This is a genomic window from Bosea sp. BIWAKO-01 (assembly GCF_001748145.1).
GTDB lineage: Bacteria > Pseudomonadota > Alphaproteobacteria > Rhizobiales > Beijerinckiaceae > Allobosea.
The window spans coordinates 750,102-769,534 of record NZ_BCQA01000001.1 but is presented as its reverse complement, the minus strand read 5'-3'; the positions used below and the strand labels follow the sequence as shown (position 1 = coordinate 769,534).

21 protein-coding genes are annotated in these 19,433 nt (G+C 64.6%); 8 read left to right on the top strand and 13 right to left on the bottom strand.

The genetic code is table 11. From position 1 onward, the window contains the following. The first annotated feature begins 16 nt into the window (after positions 1-16). Positions 17-502, top strand: a complete 486-nt coding sequence (locus BIWAKO_RS03520) for an META domain-containing protein (RefSeq protein ID WP_069882135.1) — start codon at positions 17-19, stop codon at positions 500-502. A 104-nt stretch (positions 503-606) separates the two neighbouring features. Here BIWAKO_RS03520 and BIWAKO_RS03515 read toward each other — a convergent pair whose 3' ends face one another. From BIWAKO_RS03515 to groES, 5 genes are all read right to left on the bottom strand, one after another. After that, positions 607-2,706: an ABC transporter ATP-binding protein/permease gene (locus BIWAKO_RS03515; protein WP_069882134.1), complete on the bottom strand. Its 2,100-nt coding sequence runs from the start codon at positions 2,704-2,706 to the stop codon at positions 607-609. A 130-nt stretch (positions 2,707-2,836) separates the two neighbouring features. Then, entirely contained in the window at positions 2,837-3,223 is a 387-nt protein-coding gene (locus BIWAKO_RS03510) for a DoxX family protein (protein WP_069882133.1), read from the bottom strand. Positions 3,224-3,406: 183 nt separating this feature from the next. Further along, entirely contained in the window at positions 3,407-4,321 is a 915-nt protein-coding gene (gene phnD, locus BIWAKO_RS03505) for a phosphate/phosphite/phosphonate ABC transporter substrate-binding protein (protein ID WP_069877360.1), read from the bottom strand. 189 nt (positions 4,322-4,510) lie between these two features. After that, entirely contained in the window at positions 4,511-6,148 is a 1,638-nt protein-coding gene (groL, locus tag BIWAKO_RS03500; protein WP_069877359.1) for a chaperonin GroEL, read from the bottom strand. Positions 6,149-6,194: 46 nt separating this feature from the next. Further along, on the bottom strand, positions 6,195-6,482 hold the full coding sequence (groES, locus tag BIWAKO_RS03495; protein WP_055727595.1) for a co-chaperone GroES: 288 nt from the start codon (positions 6,480-6,482) through the stop codon (positions 6,195-6,197). Positions 6,483-6,788: 306 nt separating this feature from the next. Between groES and BIWAKO_RS03490 the strand changes: the two genes are divergently transcribed. The 3 genes from BIWAKO_RS03490 (at position 6,789) to BIWAKO_RS03480 (ending at position 8,218) form a co-directional block, all read left to right on the top strand. Further along, the gene (locus tag BIWAKO_RS03490) at positions 6,789-7,175 is read left to right on the top strand and encodes a MarR family winged helix-turn-helix transcriptional regulator (RefSeq protein WP_176733255.1); all 387 of its coding nucleotides are present in this window, start codon (positions 6,789-6,791) and stop codon (positions 7,173-7,175) included. Positions 7,176-7,256: 81 nt separating this feature from the next. Next, on the top strand, positions 7,257-7,742 hold the full coding sequence (locus BIWAKO_RS03485) for a PaaI family thioesterase (RefSeq protein WP_069877357.1): 486 nt from the start codon (positions 7,257-7,259) through the stop codon (positions 7,740-7,742). Positions 7,743-7,804: 62 nt separating this feature from the next. After that, the gene (locus tag BIWAKO_RS03480; protein ID WP_069877356.1) at positions 7,805-8,218 is read left to right on the top strand and encodes a DUF1801 domain-containing protein; all 414 of its coding nucleotides are present in this window, start codon (positions 7,805-7,807) and stop codon (positions 8,216-8,218) included. Between the two features lie 99 nt (positions 8,219-8,317). Here the strand turns inward: BIWAKO_RS03480 and BIWAKO_RS03475 are convergent, their stop codons facing one another. Continuing rightward, the gene (locus tag BIWAKO_RS03475) at positions 8,318-9,130 is read right to left on the bottom strand and encodes a helix-turn-helix transcriptional regulator (RefSeq protein ID WP_069877355.1); all 813 of its coding nucleotides are present in this window, start codon (positions 9,128-9,130) and stop codon (positions 8,318-8,320) included. A gap of 82 nt (positions 9,131-9,212) precedes the next feature. On the opposite strand from BIWAKO_RS03475, the gene BIWAKO_RS03470 reads away from it, so the two are divergent. Both BIWAKO_RS03470 and BIWAKO_RS03465 read left to right on the top strand, forming a co-directional pair. Continuing rightward, positions 9,213-9,713 (top strand): hypothetical protein, encoded by a 501-nt coding sequence (locus BIWAKO_RS03470; RefSeq protein ID WP_069877354.1) that lies wholly within the window; start codon positions 9,213-9,215, stop codon positions 9,711-9,713. Positions 9,714-9,736: 23 nt separating this feature from the next. Then, positions 9,737-10,117, top strand: a complete 381-nt coding sequence (locus BIWAKO_RS03465) for a VOC family protein (protein WP_069877353.1) — start codon at positions 9,737-9,739, stop codon at positions 10,115-10,117. A gap of 33 nt (positions 10,118-10,150) precedes the next feature. On the opposite strand, the gene BIWAKO_RS36560 is transcribed toward BIWAKO_RS03465, so the two are convergent. From BIWAKO_RS36560 to BIWAKO_RS03450, 3 genes are all read right to left on the bottom strand, one after another. Then, positions 10,151-10,843 (bottom strand): DUF930 domain-containing protein, encoded by a 693-nt coding sequence (locus BIWAKO_RS36560; RefSeq protein ID WP_069877352.1) that lies wholly within the window; start codon positions 10,841-10,843, stop codon positions 10,151-10,153. Positions 10,844-11,036: 193 nt separating this feature from the next. Beyond that, the gene (locus BIWAKO_RS03455; protein WP_069877351.1) at positions 11,037-11,879 is read right to left on the bottom strand and encodes a DMT family transporter; all 843 of its coding nucleotides are present in this window, start codon (positions 11,877-11,879) and stop codon (positions 11,037-11,039) included. Further along, the gene (locus BIWAKO_RS03450; protein ID WP_069877350.1) at positions 11,876-12,379 is read right to left on the bottom strand and encodes a GNAT family N-acetyltransferase; all 504 of its coding nucleotides are present in this window, start codon (positions 12,377-12,379) and stop codon (positions 11,876-11,878) included. Before BIWAKO_RS03450 ends, BIWAKO_RS03455 begins: the two co-directional genes overlap by 4 nt. Before the next feature lie 243 nt (positions 12,380-12,622). Between BIWAKO_RS03450 and BIWAKO_RS03445 the strand changes: the two genes are divergently transcribed. Then, positions 12,623-14,056, top strand: coding sequence for a lipopolysaccharide biosynthesis protein (locus BIWAKO_RS03445; RefSeq protein WP_069877349.1), 1,434 nt, complete (start codon positions 12,623-12,625; stop codon positions 14,054-14,056). 215 nt (positions 14,057-14,271) lie between these two features. Then, positions 14,272-15,081 carry a L,D-transpeptidase gene (locus BIWAKO_RS03440; RefSeq protein WP_074471499.1) on the top strand — a complete coding sequence of 270 codons (810 nt, stop codon included), beginning with the start codon at positions 14,272-14,274 and terminating at the stop codon, positions 15,079-15,081. Positions 15,082-15,105: 24 nt separating this feature from the next. Here BIWAKO_RS03440 and mbfA read toward each other — a convergent pair whose 3' ends face one another. The 4 genes from mbfA to BIWAKO_RS03420 all read right to left on the bottom strand — a co-directional run bounded on the left by mbfA (position 15,106) and on the right by BIWAKO_RS03420 (position 19,349). Next, on the bottom strand, positions 15,106-16,062 hold the full coding sequence (mbfA, locus tag BIWAKO_RS03435) for an iron exporter MbfA (RefSeq protein WP_069882131.1): 957 nt from the start codon (positions 16,060-16,062) through the stop codon (positions 15,106-15,108). Between the two features lie 121 nt (positions 16,063-16,183). Beyond that, positions 16,184-16,993, bottom strand: a complete 810-nt coding sequence (locus BIWAKO_RS03430) for a DUF2076 domain-containing protein (protein WP_069882130.1) — start codon at positions 16,991-16,993, stop codon at positions 16,184-16,186. 88 nt (positions 16,994-17,081) lie between these two features. After that, a complete protein-coding gene (locus BIWAKO_RS03425) occupies positions 17,082-18,386 on the bottom strand; it encodes a UDP-glucose dehydrogenase family protein (protein ID WP_069877348.1) in 1,305 nt (434 codons plus the stop codon). A 189-nt stretch (positions 18,387-18,575) separates the two neighbouring features. Next, positions 18,576-19,349, bottom strand: a complete 774-nt coding sequence (locus BIWAKO_RS03420) for a L,D-transpeptidase (protein WP_069877347.1) — start codon at positions 19,347-19,349, stop codon at positions 18,576-18,578. Positions 19,350-19,433 lie beyond the last annotated feature (84 nt).

Sequence of the window (19,433 nt, the reverse complement as noted above, 5' to 3'; positions counted from 1 at the left end):
CATAGGTAGAGAAATGATGAATCGACGCCTTGGCTACGCCGCTGTCTTCGCCCTGAGCCTCGCGCCACTGCTGATCGTCTCGCCGGCTTCCGCTCAGCGGAAGGCGCTGACGCCGCGTGATGCGCAGCAGAACCAGCAGGGGCAGGCACCTGCGTCGGCGCAGCAGGAAAAGACCTTCCCCCTGGGCGCTTCCTGGACGGCGGTTTCGATGAACGGCAAGTCCATCGCCGAGCGCAAGGCGACGCTGCAGATCGACTCGAACCTGCGTGGCACGGGTTACAGCGGCTGCAATACGTTTTCCGCTGCGGCATACCCGCTGCGCCAGCAGGGGATCGCGGTTGGCCCCATGGCCATCACCAAGCGCTCCTGCGACAAGGGTGCTGCCGAATTCGAGCGGGCCTATCTGGTCGCTCTGCGCGGAGCCCGCAACTGGGACCTCGTCGAGGGCAGGCTGGTGATCAAGAGCTCATCGGGCGAGCTGCGCTTCGATCGCGGCATCTGACGACGGTCAGCCACCGGCTCCGGTTCTCCTGACGATCTGCCTTTCCCGACACGAGGCGTGGCGCGGGAAAGTCAGACAAGCGCCCGGCTACGGGCGCTCGTTACTCACGACTGAACAGCTGGCTCACGGACCATCGCGCGGGGGCTGTGCGTTCCATCCGCGTTCGGCTGCATGACGACGATTTCGTCGTGCATCTCCCGCAATGTCGAGCGATGCCCGATCGAGACAATCTTCGTCTGCGGCAGCGTCCGGTCGATGAGGTCGTAGATTTCCCCTTCCAGCTTCTCGTCGAGCGAGGCGGTGGCCTCGTCAAGGAAGAGCCAGTCGGGCTTTGCCAGCAAGGCGCGCGCAACGGCAAGGCGCTGCTGCTCGCCGCCTGACAAGCGCTGTGCCCAGAGATCGACATCGTCGAGCCGGTCGATCAGGTGGGCCAGCTTGACCTGGGTCATCGCGGTCGCAATGTCGGCATCGGAATAGGTGTCGTCGACCGCTGGATAGGACATGGCGGCGCGCAAGGTCCCCTGCGGCAGATAGGGGCGCTGCGGCAGCAGCATGATCCGCGCGCTGGCGGGAACCCCGACCTTGCCTTCACCGAAGGGCCAGATGCCGGCTATGGCGCGGAACAGCGTCGATTTTCCCGATCCTGACGGTCCGATCACCAGCGTCGAACGCGCGGCCCCGAGTTCGAGCCCATCGACCCGCACGATCGGCGTGCCATTCGGTAGCGTCAGTGTCGTGCCGTCGATATGGACCGCGTTTCCGGGCAGTGCCGCCTGGTGAATGCCCTTCTCGCCGGCCGTGGCTGCCTGCGCCTGCGCGATCGCGCCTTCGAAGGTGGTCAGGCGGTTGATCGAGGCCAGATAGGAGGCGATGGCCTGATAGCTGTTGATGAAGAACGACATCGCCGTCTGGACGCGATCGAAGGCCGAGGCGACCTGCGTCATGATGCCGAGCGTGATGATGCCCGTGAAGTAGTGCGGCGCGAGCAGCACATAGGGCACGACCACATTCGCCTGATTATAGGACAGGGTGAAGCTGGTCAGCTTCACCCTGCTCCAGACCAGTCGATAGAAGTTCGTGACGATGTCGCCGAAGCGCTGGCTCAGGTGCCGCTGCTCGGAAGCTTCGCCGCGCATCAGCGCGATCTGCTCGGAATATTCACGCAGTCGAGCCAGCGAGAAGCGGAAATTAGCCTCCCGGCGTTCCTGCTCGAATTCGAGCCCGATCAGCGGCTTGCCGATGAGATGCGTAATCCAGGTCGCCGCGATCGAGTAGATCAGCGCCATCCACAGCAGGAAGCCCGGGATGATGATCTCGGTGCCCGGGATGGTGATCGGGACCGGGATCGACCAGAGGATGATCGAGAACGAGACGAGTGTCGAAATCTGCGACAGCAGCGGCAGGGCGAAGTTGTAGGTCTGGTTGACGAAGGCGCGGGTATCTTCCGCGATACGCTGGTCAGGGTTGTCGGCAGTGCCCGCCAGCGAGATCCGGTAATGCGTGGCATTGCCGAGCCAGCTCTTGCTGTATTTTTCGGCCATCCAGCGCCGCCAGCGGATCAGCAGCGTGTAGTTGGCGAACATCTCGATCAGGTTCGAGACCACCGATATGGCGGCCCAGACGCTGAAGACGAAGATCAACTGATACCAGAATGACGGCGCGTCCTTATTCTGTATCGCGTCGTAGAAATCGCGATTGAAGAAGCTCAGGCGCAGCGAGATGCCAACCTGCGCCTGGTTCAGGACCACCAGGAAGATCAGCAGGATGACGCCGAGACGCCCGAGCTGGATCTGAAAGGTGCCGAAGGGCCAAAGCTGCGCCGTCGTGGTCGCGGTCGAGGAAAAATAGGGCGACGCCAGGCGTGAGATGCGCTGGATCACGGGGATGAACGAGATCGCATAGATCAGGATGCCGAAGACGGCGACCGTCGTGGCGAGGCTGGCAGGAGGAGCGAGCGCCGCCAAGTTGGCCGGCCAATAGCCTAGCTGTGCCAGCACCGAGCCGGCCCCGAAGACGACGTACTCCACGCCGAAAATCCCGGAGAAGATCTTCAGGAAGAAGCTGACTTCGGTCGAGCGAAAGGTCGCGAGGGCAAGCAGCACACCCACGGCGCCCATGCCGAGCATGCCGCCGCTGCCGCTCTGCTGCCACGCCACAAGCGCGATGGCGGCGAGCGCAGCGACAAAGAAACTCAAAAGACGCATCAGGTCTTCCTTACCGGGGAATTCGCGCCAGCGCCGGCGCATGTGAACTATATCTTCTAGCCGACCGCACCAGACAAAAAAGCCCGGCTCAAGGCCGGGCGTGTCGATTTCAGCGATTTGTGATGCAGCGTCAGCCGCGATCGAGCGACAGCCGGCCCGGCCCCGCGGCGAACAGCACGAGGAAGCCGCCGACGACGGAGAGGTTCTTCATGAAGAGGAGCTGCTGCATGGGCTGTGCCCAGTTCATGTGAAACAGCAGCGTCGCAGCCAGAGTGAAACCGGCAAGGGCAAACGCAGCAAGACGCGTCTTCCAGCCGAGAACGACCATCAGGCCGCCCAGAAGCTCGACCGCGATCACGAGAGGCAGCAGAATGGCGGGTACGCCAGCCGAGGCCATGTATTGTTGTGTACCAGCATAGCCGCTGATCTTGGAGTAGCCAGCGAGCACGAACATCAGGGCAAGCAGGATGCGGCCGACGAGCTTGGTGCCGTCGGCAAGGGCGGGCGAGTTCAGCATGGAGCAGACCTTCGCGAGTGAGTGCCACAGAGCGCGGCGGAATGCCGCAGCTTGCGGGAATAGGGCCTGCAACCAAAGTCGGTGCAAGAGCCGGTGCGGCCTGCGGAACCAATTCCCGACTTCGATCGGCGACTTCATTGTTGAAAACGCCTGTCGTGCTGCATTGCGGCGGCAGATCGCCGCTCAGCCTGCGGGCTTCTGCTTGCGTCGGGCTTCAAGCTCCTCCGTCACCGCGATGACGTCGAGATAGTCCTCGTGCTTCGCCGGGGCGTAGGCGGAAACCTGACCGTCGGTATAGACCTTCCAGACCTCGGGTGCCTCCGCCTTCATCGCCATCATCGCAGCGACGAAGGCATCCTTCAGTCCCTGGGGCAGGTTGGCCCGTGTCGAGAACGGGCTGGAGGGGATCAGAGGCGAGGTCCAGATCACACGTGTCGCGCCGGCCGGAATCATGTTGCGCGCGGTGAGACGCTGGACGACGCCGGAGGTCTCGTTGACCTGATAGGTCGCAACCCCGTCGAACTGTCCGCGCACCAGCGCCAGCACGGAGTTGTCGTGGCCGCCGGAGAAGACGGTGCCGCCGAAATGATTCTGCGGATCAAAGCCTTGTTTGCGCAGGAAATAGGACGGGAAGGCGAAGCCCGATGTCGAGTTCGGATCGGCGAAAGCGAAGTTCTTGCCCTTCAGGTCCGCAACCGACTTGTAGGGGCTGTCGGCACGAACGACGATGACCGAGTAATAGCCTTCCTGGCCGTTGTTATCGATGTCGCGGAACAGAGGCTGCAGCTTGTCGCCGAGGACGCGGCGGCCGAGCGAGTAGACCGCGGGCCCGAAGCGGGCGAATTCGAGCTGGTCGGCCCGCAGTGCCTCGACGAGGCCGGCATAGTCGCTGACCCGATAGAGCTTCACGGGAACGCCGAGCTTGCCAGTGAGATAGTCGATCACCGGCTGGTTGCGGGCGATCGCGCCCGCTTCATGTTCTGCCGACGAGACGCCGAAGCGGATTTCCTTGATGCTCTGGCGCCAGTCGCTCTGGGCCAGGGCGGGAAGGCCGGTGAGGGCGCCAAGGCCGGCAATCATGGTGCGACGTGTGAGCATATCTGGCCCCTGAAACAGTGAGCGTCATTTGCTCAGCGGGACGCGACGGCGCGATTACGGCGGGATGGCGGTTGCGTGACGCGTCGGGCCACTGTCGCGCGGCAAGGCAGAGCCAGGGGCTGGCAGATAAGAAAAAGGCCCGGCTTGCGCCGGGCCTCCGTCGTATTCGCGAGAAGCGATGGACTTCGATCAGAAGTCCATGCCGCCCATGCCGCCGCCGCCCGGCATGGCCGGCATGGCGTCCTTCTTCGGCAGCTCGGCGATCATCGCCTCGGTGGTGATCAGCAGGCCGGCGACCGAAGCCGCGTCCTGGATCGCCGTGCGCACGACCTTGGTCGGGTCGATGATGCCGGCCTTGACCAGATCGCCGTACTCGCCGGTCTGGGCATTGTAGCCGTAGGCGTAGTCCTTCGACTCGAGCAGCTTGCCGACCACGACAGCGCCGTCATCGCCAGCGTTGTCGACGATCTGGCGGGCCGGAGCGGTGATCGCCTTGCGGACGATCTCGACGCCGGTCTTCTGGTCGTCGTTCTGGGTCTTGATCGACTTGACGGTCTGGAGCGCGCGCAGGAGCGCCACGCCACCACCCGGCAGGATACCTTCTTCGACCGCAGCGCGGGTCGCGTTCAGGGCATCGTCGACACGGTCCTTCTTCTCCTTGACTTCGACTTCGGTCGCGCCGCCGACGCGGATCACCGCGACGCCGCCAGCGAGCTTGGCCAGACGCTCCTGGAGCTTCTCGCGATCGTAGTCAGACGAGGTCTCCTCGATCTGCGCCTTGATCTGCGCAACGCGGCCCTCGATGTCCTTCTTCTTGCCGGCGCCGTCGATGATCGTGGTGTTCTCCTTCTCGATACGCACCTTCTTGGCGCGGCCGAGCATGTTGAGCGTCACGGTCTCGAGCTTGATGCCGAGGTCTTCCGAGATCAGCTGACCGGCGGTCAGGATCGAGATGTCCTCGAGCATGGCCTTGCGGCGATCGCCGAAGCCCGGAGCCTTGACGGCCGCGACCTTCAGGCCGCCACGGAGCTTGTTGACGACGAGGGTGGCGAGAGCCTCACCTTCCACGTCCTCGGCGATGATCAGCAGCGGCTTGCCGGTCTGAACGACGGCCTCGAGGATCGGCAGCATCGCCTGGAGCGACGACAGCTTCTTCTCGAAAACGAGGATGTAGGGGTCCTCGAGCTCGGCAACCATCTTCTCGGCATTGGTGATGAAGTAGGGCGAGAGATAGCCACGATCGAACTGCATGCCTTCGACGACATCGAGCTCGGTCTCGGCGGTCTTGGCCTCCTCGACGGTGATGACACCCTCGTTGCCGACCTTCTGCATCGCGGTGGCGATCATCTTGCCGACCGACTCGTCGCCGTTGGCCGAGATGGTGCCGACCTGCGCGACTTCCGCGTTCGAGGTGACCTTCTTCGAGTTCTTCTTCAGGTCCGTGACGATGGCTTCGACCGCGAGGTCGATGCCGCGCTTCAGGTCCATCGGGTTCATGCCGGCGGCAACCGACTTCAGGCCTTCGCGCATGATCGCGGCGGCGAGCACGGTGGCCGTCGTGGTGCCGTCACCGGCGGCGTCGTTCTGCTTCGAGGCGACTTCGCGCACCAGCTGGGCGCCCATGTTCTCGAACTTGTCGGCGAGCTCGATCTCCTTGGCGACGGTGACGCCGTCCTTGGTGATGCGGGGAGCGCCGAACGACTTGTCGATCACGACGTTGCGGCCCTTGGGACCAAGCGTGACCTTGACGGCGTTGTTGAGGATTTCGACGCCGCGCAGCATCCGGTCGCGCGCGTCGGTGGAGAACTTGACGTCTTTAGCAGCCATGCGAGCTACTCCTTAATGAAAACGGGGAATGGAGGTCGCGCGGCGTTCAGCCGACGACGCCCATGATGTCGGATTCCTTCATGATCAGGAGATCCTGGCCATCGATCTTGACCTCGGTGCCCGACCACTTGCCGAAGAGGACGCGATCGCCCTTCTTCACGTCCAGGGCAACGAGCTTGCCGGCTTCGTCGCGGGCGCCAGGGCCGACGGCGACGACTTCACCCTCTTGGGGCTTTTCCTTGGCGGTTTCGGGGATGATGATGCCACCCTTGGTCTTCTCTTCGCCATCAAGGCGACGGACCACGACGCGGTCATGCAGCGGACGGAACTTCATGGTTCTGTCTTCCTCTAAGAAGGTAGAAACGGAACGCGCGGCCTGCGTGGGAACACGGCCGGCATCTGTTAGCAGTCTCGGGTGCCGAGTGCTAACGGATGCGGCGGAGATAGGCTCGCCCCCGGGATGAGTCAAGGAAGCTTCTCGGCGGAAAGTGAATCGAAATTGCGGCGTCGCAAGACAGGGCGTGGCAAGAGGGATGCTGCGCAACCCCAAGCGACGCGCTATCCTGTTGGAATGACCGAGCCCGTGCCCGATCCCCGGCTTGACGACATCGCCCGCTCCTGCGTCGCCTTGCACGTTCGAATGACTGCACGCGCCGTCACGCGCGCCTATGACGAGGCGATGCGGCCGAGCGGGCTGAAGATCACCCAGTTCGTCCTGCTCTCGGCGCTCAGCACCGGCGCCTTCCGATCCGTGACCGAACTGGCCGAGCGTTTTGCGCTGGAACGCACCTCGCTCACCCGCAACCTGCAATTGCTCGCCGCGGAGGCGCTGATCGAACCGCTGGAGTGCAAGGGCAGGGCCCTGGTCTATGCCGTGACCGACAAGGGCCGCGCGGCGATCGAGGCCGCGATCCCTTACTGGCAGGCGGCGCAGGAGCGGATCGAGGGCGGGCTCGGCCGGGAAAGATGGAACGAGACCCGCGATGGCCTGCGGGCTTTGCGGCGGGTTGCCCGCGGCGCGACCTGAACGCTGTCTCGGGTGGAAGCAGACCTTGACGATCCGCGGCGTCTCAGTAACGTGTATCTGCACGTTAATTGAGGGCTGTCCATGTCGCGAAAGATCGGCGTCGTCTCGCGCGAGGTCTTGCTGGCCGAGGACGGTGTGTCCTTCCTGCGTGGCATGATGGAGGGGCGACATCCCGGCGCGCCCTTCGCCGATGCCATGGATTTCGATCTCGCGGAGGTGGAGGAGGGGCGGGTGGTATTCGTCGGCAAGCCGTCGGCGCGCTACTTCAATCCACTTGGCACGATCCATGGCGGCTGGACCGCGACGATCCTCGATTCAGCCATGGCCTGCGCCGCTCACGCGACGCTGAAGGCAGGCGAGGGCTACACGACGCTCGAGATGAAGATCAACTATGTCCGTCCGGTGATGCCGGGAAGCGGTATCGTACGGTGCGAAGGCAAGTTGATCCATCGCGGGGGTACGGTCGCGACGACCGAAGGCAGGCTCACAGACGAGCGCGGCAAGCTGCTCGCGCATGGCACCGAAACCTGCATGATCTTTCCGGTCGGCGTTGCGGCAGGCCGCTGAAGTGGCGTCGTCAAGCGGTTCGTGACTAGGATACGCGCCGATGCCCCGGGGCTGAGTTGTCCATGCAATTCGCGGCGTTTCAGGATCTCGCGGTCGACGCAGCTTTTCAGTCATTCGCTGAGCCGCTGAGGGCGCCGCTGCTCCGGCTGCGACAGCTTATCCTCGACACAGGCGCCCGGGCGACCGGGCTCGGCGGACTCGTCGAAACCCTGAAATGGGGCGAGCCTGCCTATCTCCCTGTGAAACAGCGTGTGGGGACGACCGTAAGGGTCGCTGCGCTGAAGGGATTGAGCAGTCACTACGCGATGTATGTCCATTGCCAGACGACACTGGTCGAGACCTTCGCGCGCCACTACCCCGACACCTTTCGCTTCGAAGGCAGCCGCGCCCTCGTCTTCCACCAGGATGAAGACATCCCTGTCGGGCCGCTTGAACACTGCATCGGGCTCGCGCTGACCTATTACCGCTGGCGCTAGGGCATCGGACCGAAAAGTGGAATCCGGTTTTCGAAAAAATCCGATGATCAAACAAAGAGATAGATCGCCGGTCCTGCGTCCGAACGGACGCACGGCGATCTAGGGCCGGGCACGGTACGCGCTGGGACACGATCCCATCACCTGGAGGAAGCGGCGGTTGAAGGTCGAGAGATCGCCGAAGCCTGCATCGAAGGCGATGTTCGCGATTGTCAGGTTGGACCGGCTAAGCATCGTCGCGGCGCGGTGCATCCGTGTCCGCAACAGGAACTGATGCGGCGTCATGCCGATGAGCGTCCGGAAGGTTCGCAGAAAATGATAGCGGCTCATCGCCGCCTCGCGGGCGAGACCGGCGAGCGTCAACGGCTGCTCGCTTTGAGCTTCTATCAGCCGCAATGCTCTGGTGACCCGGCGCGCGTCCTGGGCGCTGGGGGCGACTGCCGCCGGGGGCTCGCCATTCTGCAGGGCTGCGACAGCCCCAGCAAGCCGAACCGCGATCTCCTCGAGCTGGTTTGCATCGCAGCGCGCAGCCTCCGCTACTGCCGCGAGCCGGGACGATGCCAGCGACGGTGGCAGGCAGGCCCGCGCAAATTCGAACCGCTTGGCTGCCGGCACGCCGGCTACGATGTCTTCCAGGTGTTCGGGCTCGAACTGGAAGGCGAGGCAGCGATCGCCAATCGCGTGTTCATGACCGCATTCGAAGCACGTGCCTCGGTTGCCGAGCAGGATTGCGCCCGGCGCGAGCAGGGCGGTTCCGAGCGAAGAGCGATACTGAAAGCTGCCCGCCGTGACGACGGCGATGCAGCAATGCTCATGCCGTTCCTCGAAGGCAGGATCGGACGGGCCCGCCGTGCAGACGATGTCACGCACACGCCAGCCCGGGCCGGATGCCAGAAGTTGCGACGTCGCTGTCATCTCGATTCAGCAATTTTTCCCAAGCGCCAGGCAGTGAGAGCGACTTAACTCGCGGCATTCTGCACAGCACTGGAGCCTGAACATGGCAGTGGCCATCACCACTTTGAAGGAGGTCCTCCATGCCGACGGGCCCGCGCCCGATCGGGTCGAGCAGATGGGTCTCTACAGCTGGCTCATCGGGGCATGGGCGATGGATGCCGTGATGCATGCCGATGATGGCACTCGGCATGAAGGCAAGGGTGAGATCTGTTTCGGCTGGGTTCTGGGAGGACGTGCGATCCAGGATGTCTGGGTCCTGCCCGGCTTCTTCCACGGCACGACGCTGAGGGTCTACGACCCCGCGCTCGACTCCTGGCATATCCTCTGGAGCGACCCGCTCAAGCAGTATTACACGCGTCAGCTCGGTCGGGCAGAGGGGCCAGATATCGTCCAGCACGGCAAACTGGAGGACGGCACCGCGATCCGCTGGCGCTTTACCGAGATCACACCGAACGCGTTCCGCTGGCTCGGAGACCTTTCATCCGATGATGGAAAGACCTGGCGCCTCCAGGCCGATTTCCGCGCCCGGCGCCTCACTGCCTGAAACCACCCCATAGGAGGACCTCCATGTTCGACCATGTTTCGATTGGCGTTCGCGAGATCGCCCGCACCAAGCGCTTCTACGATGCATCGCTTGGAGCGCTCGGCTATCGCTGCCTGAGCCAGGACGACAGCTCGCTAGGCTATGGCGGAGATGCGGTCGCCTTCTGGATCGGAGCAGCCAAGGCCCCGGTCCCGCCGGATCCGGGTTCGAACCTCCACTTCTGCTTCGCGGCCCCCAGCCGGGCGAGCGTCGACGCCTTTCATGCCGCTGCGATCAGCGCGGGCGGCACGGACAATGGCGCGCCGGGGCTGCGGGCGGATTACGGGCCGAACTACTACACGGCCTTTGCGGTCGACCCGGACGGATACCGGATCGAGGCTTATTGCGGCCGCCCGGAAGGCTGAAGGACCACGGCAAACGCAACGGCGGCGCCTGCTTCAGTGCATCGTGGGGAGATTGTGCGCAGCCCATTCGCTGCGGGGAACCGCATCGCCAACCAGGAACTCGAAACCGGCGACCTTGGTGCGATCGGGCGTGGTCTCGCATCTGAATTTGAGCCTGTACCATCGCTGCTTGCTGCGGAAGGCGGCGCCGTCGGCCTGCAGCATTCCTGCCGAGAATCTGATGTCCGCCATGGCGTAGGCGACAACCCTGTCTGGCTGGAACTCGGCTTTCCATGCCTGGATCTGGCTCATTGCTTCGAGGTTGCATAATTGCTCGATGCGCTCTGAGGGCTCCAACTGGGTCAGGGCTTCCCGCGCCTGCCGGCTGCGCGGTTCGGCCAGAACCTTGCCGGAAAGCGTTCGTCTTGCCCGGATCATGACGGGCGCCGCGGCGACAGGAGCGGGATTGGGGCGGGGCTGCGGAGGAGATTGCGGCGCTGCGGCAGTGATCTCTGCCGGTGCAGGCTTCGGAGCCTCGGGAACGGGCTCCTTCTGCCTTGGTTCGGCCACGGCTTCGACCTGTTGCGGCGTGACCAACTCGACCTCGATGCTGTCTTCCGGCACCGGTTTCAACGGCTCGATACTGGGTAGCCAGATCAAAGCCCCCAAAAGACCGACATGCAGACCGAGCGAGCCGATGGCGCCACGGGCTTGCGATCCGTGACGCGGATGTCGGGAGGATCTCATGGATCACAGCGCTGCCGCGATGAAGAACGCACTCACCGGTGGGCCCCTCCGCGTGCTGTTCGGACGGCAGCAGAAGTCGCAATCAATCGGGCGCTTTTGCGGCAGCCGCTCGATCGTCCGACCGGATGTCGTATCGGATCCGGCCCGACACTGGCCTTCCCGAAAGCCGAAATCCGGCCTTCGGGCCGAGACTTCAGCGTCTGCTGACCGCCACGGCGCCGGCGACGATCAAGACGGCGCCCGCATAGGTGGTCCAGAGCGGAACTTCGCCGAAGAAGGCAAACCCGAGCAGGCTCGCCCAGACAAGCGCCGTGTATTCGATTGGCGCGAGCCGCGACGCTGCTGCGCGGGCAAAGGCGGAGGTCAGCATGAGATGGCCGGCGACGCCGAGCAGGCCGGCGCTGAGATAGGCCAGCAGGTCTCTGCCGGTCATGGGTACGAAGGCGAGCCAGGCGGGAATGGCGAGGCAAAGCGCCGGCCCGCAATTCTGGAAGGCGACGATGACGGCCGGATGTTCCTTCACGGCGATCCGTCGCAGCAGGATCAGATTGAAGGCATAGGACACTGCCGAGAACAGGGCTGCGGCGACGCCGAGCTCCGCTCCGGTGACGCCGCCGTGCAGCCTGGGCCAGACCATGACGAGCATGCCGAGCAGGCCGAAGCCGAGGGCCTGGAGAATGCGCCCGTCGAGCCGTTCCTTGAGCAGAAATCCGCCGAGCAGGGCGACGAAGACCGGTGCAAGGAAGGACAGGGTGAGCGCCTCTGCCAGAGGGAGCACCGAGATGGAATAGAAAAAGCTGCCGGCGGTGAGCACCACGAGCGGCACGCGCACGATGTTGCCGATCAGGCTGCTGCGGGTCGGGAACGCCGGGCGCACCACCGCAAGCACGACGAGTGCGCAAAGGCCGCCTGCGGCAAAGCGCATGAACAGGGCGACGATGAAGGGATGGTGCTGCATCTGCGCCTTGATCACCGCGTCCATTGCGGTGAGCAGGGCGATGCCGAAGACGGCTCGGAGCGCTGTGCCGGCGGTCATGCCGGTTGGCCGGTGAGACGCTTGCGGAAATGATACTCCCAGCTGAAGGAGATATCGCCGAGATAGCGCTGCCCCGGCCAGCGGACGAAGCCGAGCTTCTCGTAGAAGCGATGGCCGCGCGCAAAGCGCGCGTCGGACCACAGGATCATCTCTGCATGGTCGCCGGCTTCCGCGAAGCGCAGCGCCTCTGCAAAGAGGACCTGCGCAAGGCCGGCCCCGCGCCAGGCGGGAGAAACGTAGACCTTCGCAAGCTCGGCGGCATTCTGTTCGGGAACTGGAAAGATGCCGAGCGACCCGGCGATCCCGCCAGCAGGCGCATCTGCGATCCAGAGTCGGCCACCCTTGGCCGCGAAATAGCTCGCCGGCCTCCGCAACTCTGGAAACTCCGACCAGTCGAAATGGCAGTCGGGATATTCGGCGAAGCTCGCGGCGATCAGGGCGGCGAGCGGTTCTGAATCATCGTCGCGCGCGGCGCGAAGCGGCGGAAGGCTTGCGATCATGCCGCAGCGATGCAGGCCAATCCGGATTGGCGCAAGGGGGAGGCGCCATCGCTGTGCGCATGCCCTTCAGCTCAGCAATGCAAATGCCGCATCGGCGGCCCACCCGAAACGTGAATGAACCGAGATTCGGCGCGCTTCCGCTTGGAAATGCACGAGCGGGCGGTTAGGGCAGATGTGGATCGATGATGTGGTCGCCGCGTGAGTCGCGCGACACTTTCGTGCTGGCGCCATGACCGGGATCATATGACTGTTCTCGTGCCCTTCATCATCAATGCCGGGCTGAATTTCGTTCTCGGTCTGCTCATTGCCTATTTTCTGGGGCCTGCGGCCTTCGGGCTCTACGCCATTGGCGCGGCCATCGTGGTGCTGGTCAACACTGCGCTGCTGGATTGGCTCAGGGTCTCGGCGATTCGCTTCTACTCCTTGGCGGCGCGCGAGAAGCAGCCGGAAGTTCGCGCGACGCTGGATATCCTGGCGGCCGGCATCAGCATTGCCCTGTCCGGCCTGCTGATCGCGGCGATCGTGGCGGGCATAGATTTCCGGCTGCCGGCGATGCTGCTTGCGGCTGCCGTGCTCGGCGGCATCGGCGCCGGCCTGTTCGACTATCACGGCGCAGTCGCACGCGCCCGCTTTCTGGATGCCGCCTACGCCAAGCTGATCATCGTCAAGAATGTTCTGGCGCTGATCCTGATGGTCGGCGGGGCCTGGATCACACGCGATCCCGCCATTGTTCTGCTCGGCGGCCTGATCAGCGTGGTGGTGGCGCTGCTTCTTGTCCGGCGGGCACTGGCCGATGCGCCGCTCTCGTTCTCGGCCGCCGACAAGGCCGTCGCCTGGAGCTTCTTCATCTATTCCCTGCCGCTGATCGGCAGCAACGCGATCTATTCGCTGATCCCGCTCATCAACCGCTCCCTGCTGGCTGGCGCCCATGGCTTTGCCGAGGCCGGCTATTTCTCGCTGGCCTCGGATATGGGACTGAAGCTCTTCGGCACGCTCGCCTCGATGCTGGAGATCGTGCTTCTGCGGGAAGTCATTCGCCTGGACGAGACGCGCGGGCGGCGGGCAGCGCTAAGGCGCATCGCAGACAACGTCGTCGTGGTCTTGATGGTGGCGCTCCCCGTCGCCGCCGGGTTCTGGATCGTCCTGCCCGCTTTTGAACGACTTGTGGTTCCGCTGAGCTTTCACGGCCATTTCTCAGCCTACATGTCGATCCTGATCCCAGGCTTTCTGGCTTTGATGATCTCGCAGGCGGCTTTCATCCCGGTCTTTCTCCTCGACAAGCGCACCCGCATCGCACCCATGGCAACGGGGCTCGGCCTGGCCTGCAATCTGCTGCTGGCGCTTGGGCCATGGGGCAGCGCAGGACCGCTGCGTTACGCCTATGCACAGGCGAGTGCCTTCATCGTCGCGCTCGGCCTGACAGCGGCAGCGGCACTCCGTTCGCTGCCGGTCTGGCCACCACTGCGAGACTGTGCCTGCGTGCTGGTCGCTGTCCTGTCGATGGTTGCTGCAACCTGGCCGCTATCGGGCCGTTTCGCAGCCCCGATCGAACTCGCGCTCCAGGTCGGCGTAGGCGCGCTTGTCTACGCGGCAGTCATCCTGGCCTGCGACGTGATGCGGAGCCGCACCAGGCTTTCATTGTGGTGGCTCATGCGCCGAAGCCGTGCGCCCCGGTGACATGGCAAGGTTTGCCCGATAGCTCGGGACCGGCCGAGAGGCTCTGCGAGGTCAGCCGAAACGCTTCGTTCACTCTCTCTCTAGGCGGGTTGCTAAGGTTAATTCGCTGAATCCAGGCGATTGCTGGCGGAAACGCTGACGAAGCGGCAGCGATTCACCATTCCTTTGAGGGCGGCTCCCCAGGCTCTTCGCAGCTTGCTGAAGAGAGTTGCGTCATGCGTCCCGTCCTGTTCGTTCCGCTCGCGATCCTGTCCGGGATATGCGCCACCAACGGCCCCGTCTCCGCGCAGAGCTACGGGCGCCCTGCCGATCCCCTGGTGACCGGCTCTGCCGCGCGTGGCAACTACGGTGGCGGCTTCATCGAGATGCTGATGACCGGTCGGGACCCAACGCCCCAGGGCCGGGGCGGGGCGGTCTATAATCGGCCGGGCGGCTACTCCGCCTATGGCCAGCGCGTCGTACGCGCGCAGGGCTACGGCGCCGATCCGTTCGAGCAGGCATCCGAGCCGCGGGCACCCGGGCGCCGCATGGCCGCGCTGGGTGAGCCCATGCAGATGGAGCGGCCGATCGAGCGCGTGCTCGATCCGCGTTTCCAGAAGCAGGAAGTCGCCTATGACGGCCCTCACAAGCCGGGCACCATCGTCATCGACACGCCGCGGAAGTTTCTCTTTCTCGTCCAGCCTGGTGGCCGCGCCTTGCGCTATGGCATCGGCGTTGGGCGACCAGGTTTCGAATGGGCCGGCATGAAGGCTGTGACGCGCAAGGCGGAATGGCCGAGCTGGACGCCGCCGGCCGAGATGCTGAAACGTCGCCCGGATCTGCCGCGCTTCATGGCCGGTGGGCCCGAGAATCCGATGGGCGCGCGCGCGCTCTATCTCGGGTCGTCGCTCTATCGCATCCACGGCACGAACGAGCCGCACACGATTGGTCAAGCCGTCTCCTCAGGCTGCATCCGCATGACCAATGACGATGTGACGGACCTGTATGGCCGGGTGCGGGTCGGCGCAAAGGTGCTGGTGATCTGAGGCAGCGCACCACCTGCGCAGCCGTCACGAACTGCCGATGAAGATGCCGGTTGCAAGCACCAGCAGGCCACCGAGCACGATCTGGACGATCGCCGATGTGAACGGCGTCTCCATATAGCGCCAGCGCACCCAGGCGATCACGATCAGCTCGATCGCCACGACGATGCCGGCAATGGCGGTCGCGGTCCAGAAATCGGGGATGAGGTAGGGCAGGGTATGGCCGAGCCCGCCGACCGTGGTCGCGACGCCGCAGGCAGCACCACGGACCCAGGGATGCCCCCGCCCCGTGATGGCGCCGTCATCCGACAAAGCTTCGGTGAGGCCCATGCTGATCCCCGCACCGACCGATGCGGCGAGGCCGACCTGGAAGGCATTCCAGGAATCATGGGTCGCGAAGGCGGCCGCGAATATCGGCGCGAGCGTCGAAACCGAACCGTCGATCAATCCGGCAAGTCCTGGCTGAACGATCTGCAGCACGAACAGGCGATGACGGGTCTGGTCCTCCTCGGCGGTCACGTCTGAGGTCAGGATGGTTTCGCCGAGGCGCTGCGCCAGGCTCTGATGCGATTTCTCGGCTTCGGAAAGGTCGGCCAGGAGCCTGCGCGTCTCGACGTCATGCGCCCGTTGCGCGGCACGCGCGTAGAAGCCCGAGGCTTCCTCTTCCATCAGAGCCGCTTGCGTCCGGGCGGTGTCGAGTCGCAGCCCGTCCATCAGCCAGACCGGGTTGCGCTTCAGGAACCCCTTCACATCCTGGCGCGTGATGTAAGGCAGTTCCTTGCCGAAGCGCCGCTCATAGAGCGAAAGCAGGCTGTGGCGATGACTTTGCTCTTCCGCCGCCATCTCCTCGAAGACCTCGGCGGAATGCGGGTAGATCGGCCGAAGGCGATTGGCGAGGGAAAGGTAGATCCGGGAATCCTCTTCCTCATTGGCGATCGCGAGCGCGAGGATCTCGGCCTCGTCCAGATCGTCGATGCGTTTCATGATCACCTCTTAGATTAGAATTATTCTAATCTAAGAGGTGATCATCGGGTTGGGAAGGCCCTAAACGAAAACGGCTCGCCGGAGGGCGAGCCGTTGTTGGTACGGGGGGATGCAGCCGGAATCAGGCCCAGTCGCCGCCATCATCGATGGGGTCGTCGTCCTGGCCGGGTTCATAGGGCTCGTCGTAGCTGGCCTGATCATAGGTTGCCTGGTCGGAAGCACCCTGATCATAGGCCGCCTGCTGGTTATCGGTGGTGCCGGCATCCTTTTCAGCCGTATCGGCCGGTTTGCTGGCGTCGGCCGCCTTGCCGGCATCTGCCGTCTCCGCGGCCTTTGCCTCGCCGCCCTTGCCGCCGCCAAAGGCGTTGGTCAGGACATTGCCGAGCATCATGCCGCCAGCGACGCCGGCTGCCGTCGTCAGCGCGGAGGCCATGAAGCCACCGCCACGTCCGGGCGCCTGGGCCTGCTGGTTCGCCCAGGGGCCGGCCTGCTGCTGGCCTTGCGGGCCGCCGAAAGCCTGACCGGGGGCTCGCTGCTGCTGCGGCTGCTGGCCGGTCCAGGCGGCCGACGGGGCTTGCCCTGCCGGGCGCGCCGGGAAGGCCGGCACGGAGCCGCTGCGTGCCGGAGCGTCCGCTGGCCGAGATGCGCCGCCGAAGATGCCCGACAGGAAGCCGCCAGCCTGTGCCGGAGCCTCGGTCGGTCTGCTCTGCAGGTCACGAACCTGCGCCTGCAGTTCCTCGACCTGCGCCTGAAGGTTGGTCAGCGCCTGTTCCTGAACGTAGACGGCCTGCGCCATGGCATAGGGCGCATAGGGCTGCTCGCGCAGGCGCTCCGCGATGTAGCGTTCAGCCTCGGGGTCGCGGGGCTGGTTGGCCGCCTGTCTCAGGCGATCGAAAATCCCGGCGATCACGTCGCGTTCTTGCGGCGTCATCGTCATCTCCTCTCATTTGGGCGGCGCGGGTGCGCCGTCGGGTCAAGAGGTGGGGGCTGCCTGTGACGCTATCAAGGCAGTGCGTCGATCAGGCATTGCCGACATTGCTGTACTGGAAGCCACGGCGGCGCATGTCGTCCGAGCGGTAGATATTGCGCAGGTCGACAACGACGGGCTCGCGCAGGGCGGCCTTGACCGCGGCGAGATCGAGCGCGCGAAAAGCGTCCCATTCCGTCACGATCACCAGCGCATCTGCGCCCCTGATGCAGGAATAGGCGTCGTTCGCATAAGAGATTCCGGGCAGCAGGGGCTTGGCCGCATCCATGCTCTCGGGATCATAGGCAATGATCTCGGCCCCGGCATCCTGGAGCGCGGTGATGATCGCGATCGAGGGCGCTTCGCGCATGTCGTCGGTGTTCGGCTTGAAGGCGAGGCCAAGGATGGCGATCCGCTTGCCGCGCACCGAACCACCGCAGGCGGCGAGCACCTTGCGGGCCATGGCGCGCTTGCGCTGGTCATTGACGGCGACGACGGTCTCGACGATCCGCAGCGGAGCAGCGAGGTCCTGCGCCGTCTTCATCAAGGCCAGCGTATCTTTCGGAAAACAGGAGCCGCCATAGCCGGGGCCGGCATGCAGAAACTTTGCGCCGATGCGATTGTCGAGGCCGATGCCGCGCGCGACCTCCTGGACATTCGCGCCGACCGCCTCGCAGAGATCGGCCATTTCGTTGATGAAGGTGATCTTGGTCGCGAGATAGGCGTTGGCGGCGTATTTGATCAGCTCGGAGGTTCGGCGCGAGGTGAAGAGCAGGGGCGCGGCATTGAGATAAAGGGGCCGGTAGATGTCTTCCATCACGGCGCGCGCGCGCGCGTCGTCGGTGCCGATCACGATCCGGTCCGGACGCTTGAAGTCGCTGATCGCGGCGCCCTCGCGCAGGAATTCCGGGTTCGAGACCACTGCGAAATCGGCCTCCGGCCGGCTCTCCCGCATGATCCGCTCGACCTCGTCGCCGGTGCCGACCGGAACGGTCGACTTGGTGACGACGACCGTGAAGCCTTCAAGCTCGGCCACGACGTCGCGAGCGGCCTGATAGACATAGGAGAGGTCGGCATGGCCGTCGCCACGCCTGGCAGGCGTACCGACCGCGATGAAGACCGCGTCGGCGCCGCGGACGGCATCGGCCAACTCGGTCGTGAAGGAGAGGCGGCCCTCACGCACATTCTTGGCGACGAGGTCGTCCAGGCCGGGTTCGAAGATCGGGATCTCGCCGCGGTTGAGCGCCCCGATCTTGCCGGCATCGGTGTCGACGCAGGTCACGACATGGCCGAAATCGGCGAAGCAGGCACCGGAGACCAGGCCAACATAGCCCGAACCGATCATCGTCACGCGCATGAGGTGTCGTCCTCTCTCGCAGGCCGGAGCGGGATTGATCCGGGCCTCGCATGCGGCAGCTGGAGCACGCTCCCCGCCGCAGCACCGCCTATATCAATTTATAGCGCTGGGAAATGAAGAGGCGCGCAACACCGAACCATGTGGGTTGGTGATGCGCGCCAATCTCTGGGCAATGACGGAGGGCGGCGATCAGCCTTCGAACGGCTCGGCCGGCTCGACACCTTCGGAGACGAACTCGTCGAAATTCTCGCCAGGCTCCGGCTTCAGCAGCGGGGTGCGGTTGAGGACCACGACGGTGGTGCCGGTGGGCACGCGGCTGTGCAGGTCGATAATGTCCTGGTTGAACATGCGGATGCAGCCGCTCGAAACCGCCTTGCCGATGGTCCAGGGCTCGGAGGTGCCGTGGATGCGATAGAGCGTGTCGCGGTCACCCTGGTAGAGATACAGCGCACGCGCACCGAGCGGGTTCTCGAGGCCTGCCGCCATGCCGCCGGCCCAGGGACCGTTCTTGGCCGGATCACGCGCGATCATCGCGGGGGTCGGGGTCCAACGCGGCCAGGCTGCCTTGCGGGCAACGGTCGCGCGACCGCGCCAGGACATGCCCTGCTTGCCGACGCCGATGCCATAGCGGATCGCGCGGCCGTTCTCGCGGACCAGATAGAGATAGCGCTTGTTGGTGTCGACGACGATCGTGCCGGGCCGCTCGCTGGTCGGATAGGCGACCTCCTGCCTCAGGAAGCGCGGATCGACTTCGGCAATGTCGGTCTCCGGGAGAGGGAATTTCTCGTCGGGCATTTCGCCATACATGGCCAGTGCAGCCGCGCTCGGTCCGGCAGGTCTTGCAGCCTCGAGAGCTTGTTGGCGCGCGCCAACACAGGCTGCCAGCGATAGCGGCAGCAACAGCACCATCATGCGCTTGAAGAGGCGATGGCGGAGTGCGCCGGCGATCGAGTCGAAGGACATGAGTTTGGCTCGCGTATTCTTGGTCTTGCGGGACTAGCAACGGACGAGCGATCGCGCAGTTCCACGTCTTCGCCCAGAGGGTTT

Excerpts from the sequence above, each read along its gene's own strand:
- BIWAKO_RS03445 (WP_069877349.1), top strand. The coding sequence starts at position 12,623 with ATGACTGTTCTCGTGCCCTTCATCATCAATGCCGGGCTGAATTTCGTT.
- BIWAKO_RS03485 (WP_069877357.1), top strand. The coding sequence starts at position 7,257 with ATGTCGCGAAAGATCGGCGTCGTCTCGCGCGAGGTCTTGCTGGCCGAG.
- BIWAKO_RS03520 (WP_069882135.1), top strand. The coding sequence starts at position 17 with ATGAATCGACGCCTTGGCTACGCCGCTGTCTTCGCCCTGAGCCTCGCG.
- BIWAKO_RS03420 (WP_069877347.1), bottom strand. The coding sequence starts at position 19,349 with ATGTCCTTCGACTCGATCGCCGGCGCACTCCGCCATCGCCTCTTCAAG.
- BIWAKO_RS03480 (WP_069877356.1), top strand. The coding sequence starts at position 7,805 with ATGCAATTCGCGGCGTTTCAGGATCTCGCGGTCGACGCAGCTTTTCAG.
- BIWAKO_RS03425 (WP_069877348.1), bottom strand. The coding sequence starts at position 18,386 with ATGCGCGTGACGATGATCGGTTCGGGCTATGTTGGCCTGGTCTCCGGT.
- BIWAKO_RS36560 (WP_069877352.1), bottom strand. The coding sequence starts at position 10,843 with ATGAGATCCTCCCGACATCCGCGTCACGGATCGCAAGCCCGTGGCGCC.
- BIWAKO_RS03440 (WP_074471499.1), top strand. The coding sequence starts at position 14,272 with ATGCGTCCCGTCCTGTTCGTTCCGCTCGCGATCCTGTCCGGGATATGC.
- BIWAKO_RS03490 (WP_176733255.1), top strand. The coding sequence starts at position 6,789 with ATGACTGCACGCGCCGTCACGCGCGCCTATGACGAGGCGATGCGGCCG.
- BIWAKO_RS03510 (WP_069882133.1), bottom strand. The coding sequence starts at position 3,223 with ATGCTGAACTCGCCCGCCCTTGCCGACGGCACCAAGCTCGTCGGCCGC.
- BIWAKO_RS03455 (WP_069877351.1), bottom strand. The coding sequence starts at position 11,879 with ATGACCGCCGGCACAGCGCTCCGAGCCGTCTTCGGCATCGCCCTGCTC.
- BIWAKO_RS03475 (WP_069877355.1), bottom strand. The coding sequence starts at position 9,130 with ATGACAGCGACGTCGCAACTTCTGGCATCCGGCCCGGGCTGGCGTGTG.
- BIWAKO_RS03470 (WP_069877354.1), top strand. The coding sequence starts at position 9,213 with ATGGCAGTGGCCATCACCACTTTGAAGGAGGTCCTCCATGCCGACGGG.
- BIWAKO_RS03465 (WP_069877353.1), top strand. The coding sequence starts at position 9,737 with ATGTTCGACCATGTTTCGATTGGCGTTCGCGAGATCGCCCGCACCAAG.
- groES (WP_055727595.1), bottom strand. The coding sequence starts at position 6,482 with ATGAAGTTCCGTCCGCTGCATGACCGCGTCGTGGTCCGTCGCCTTGAT.
- groL (WP_069877359.1), bottom strand. The coding sequence starts at position 6,148 with ATGGCTGCTAAAGACGTCAAGTTCTCCACCGACGCGCGCGACCGGATG.
- BIWAKO_RS03515 (WP_069882134.1), bottom strand. The coding sequence starts at position 2,706 with ATGCGTCTTTTGAGTTTCTTTGTCGCTGCGCTCGCCGCCATCGCGCTT.
- phnD (WP_069877360.1), bottom strand. The coding sequence starts at position 4,321 with ATGCTCACACGTCGCACCATGATTGCCGGCCTTGGCGCCCTCACCGGC.
- BIWAKO_RS03450 (WP_069877350.1), bottom strand. The coding sequence starts at position 12,379 with ATGATCGCAAGCCTTCCGCCGCTTCGCGCCGCGCGCGACGATGATTCA.
- BIWAKO_RS03430 (WP_069882130.1), bottom strand. The coding sequence starts at position 16,993 with ATGACGCCGCAAGAACGCGACGTGATCGCCGGGATTTTCGATCGCCTG.
- mbfA (WP_069882131.1), bottom strand. The coding sequence starts at position 16,062 with ATGAAACGCATCGACGATCTGGACGAGGCCGAGATCCTCGCGCTCGCG.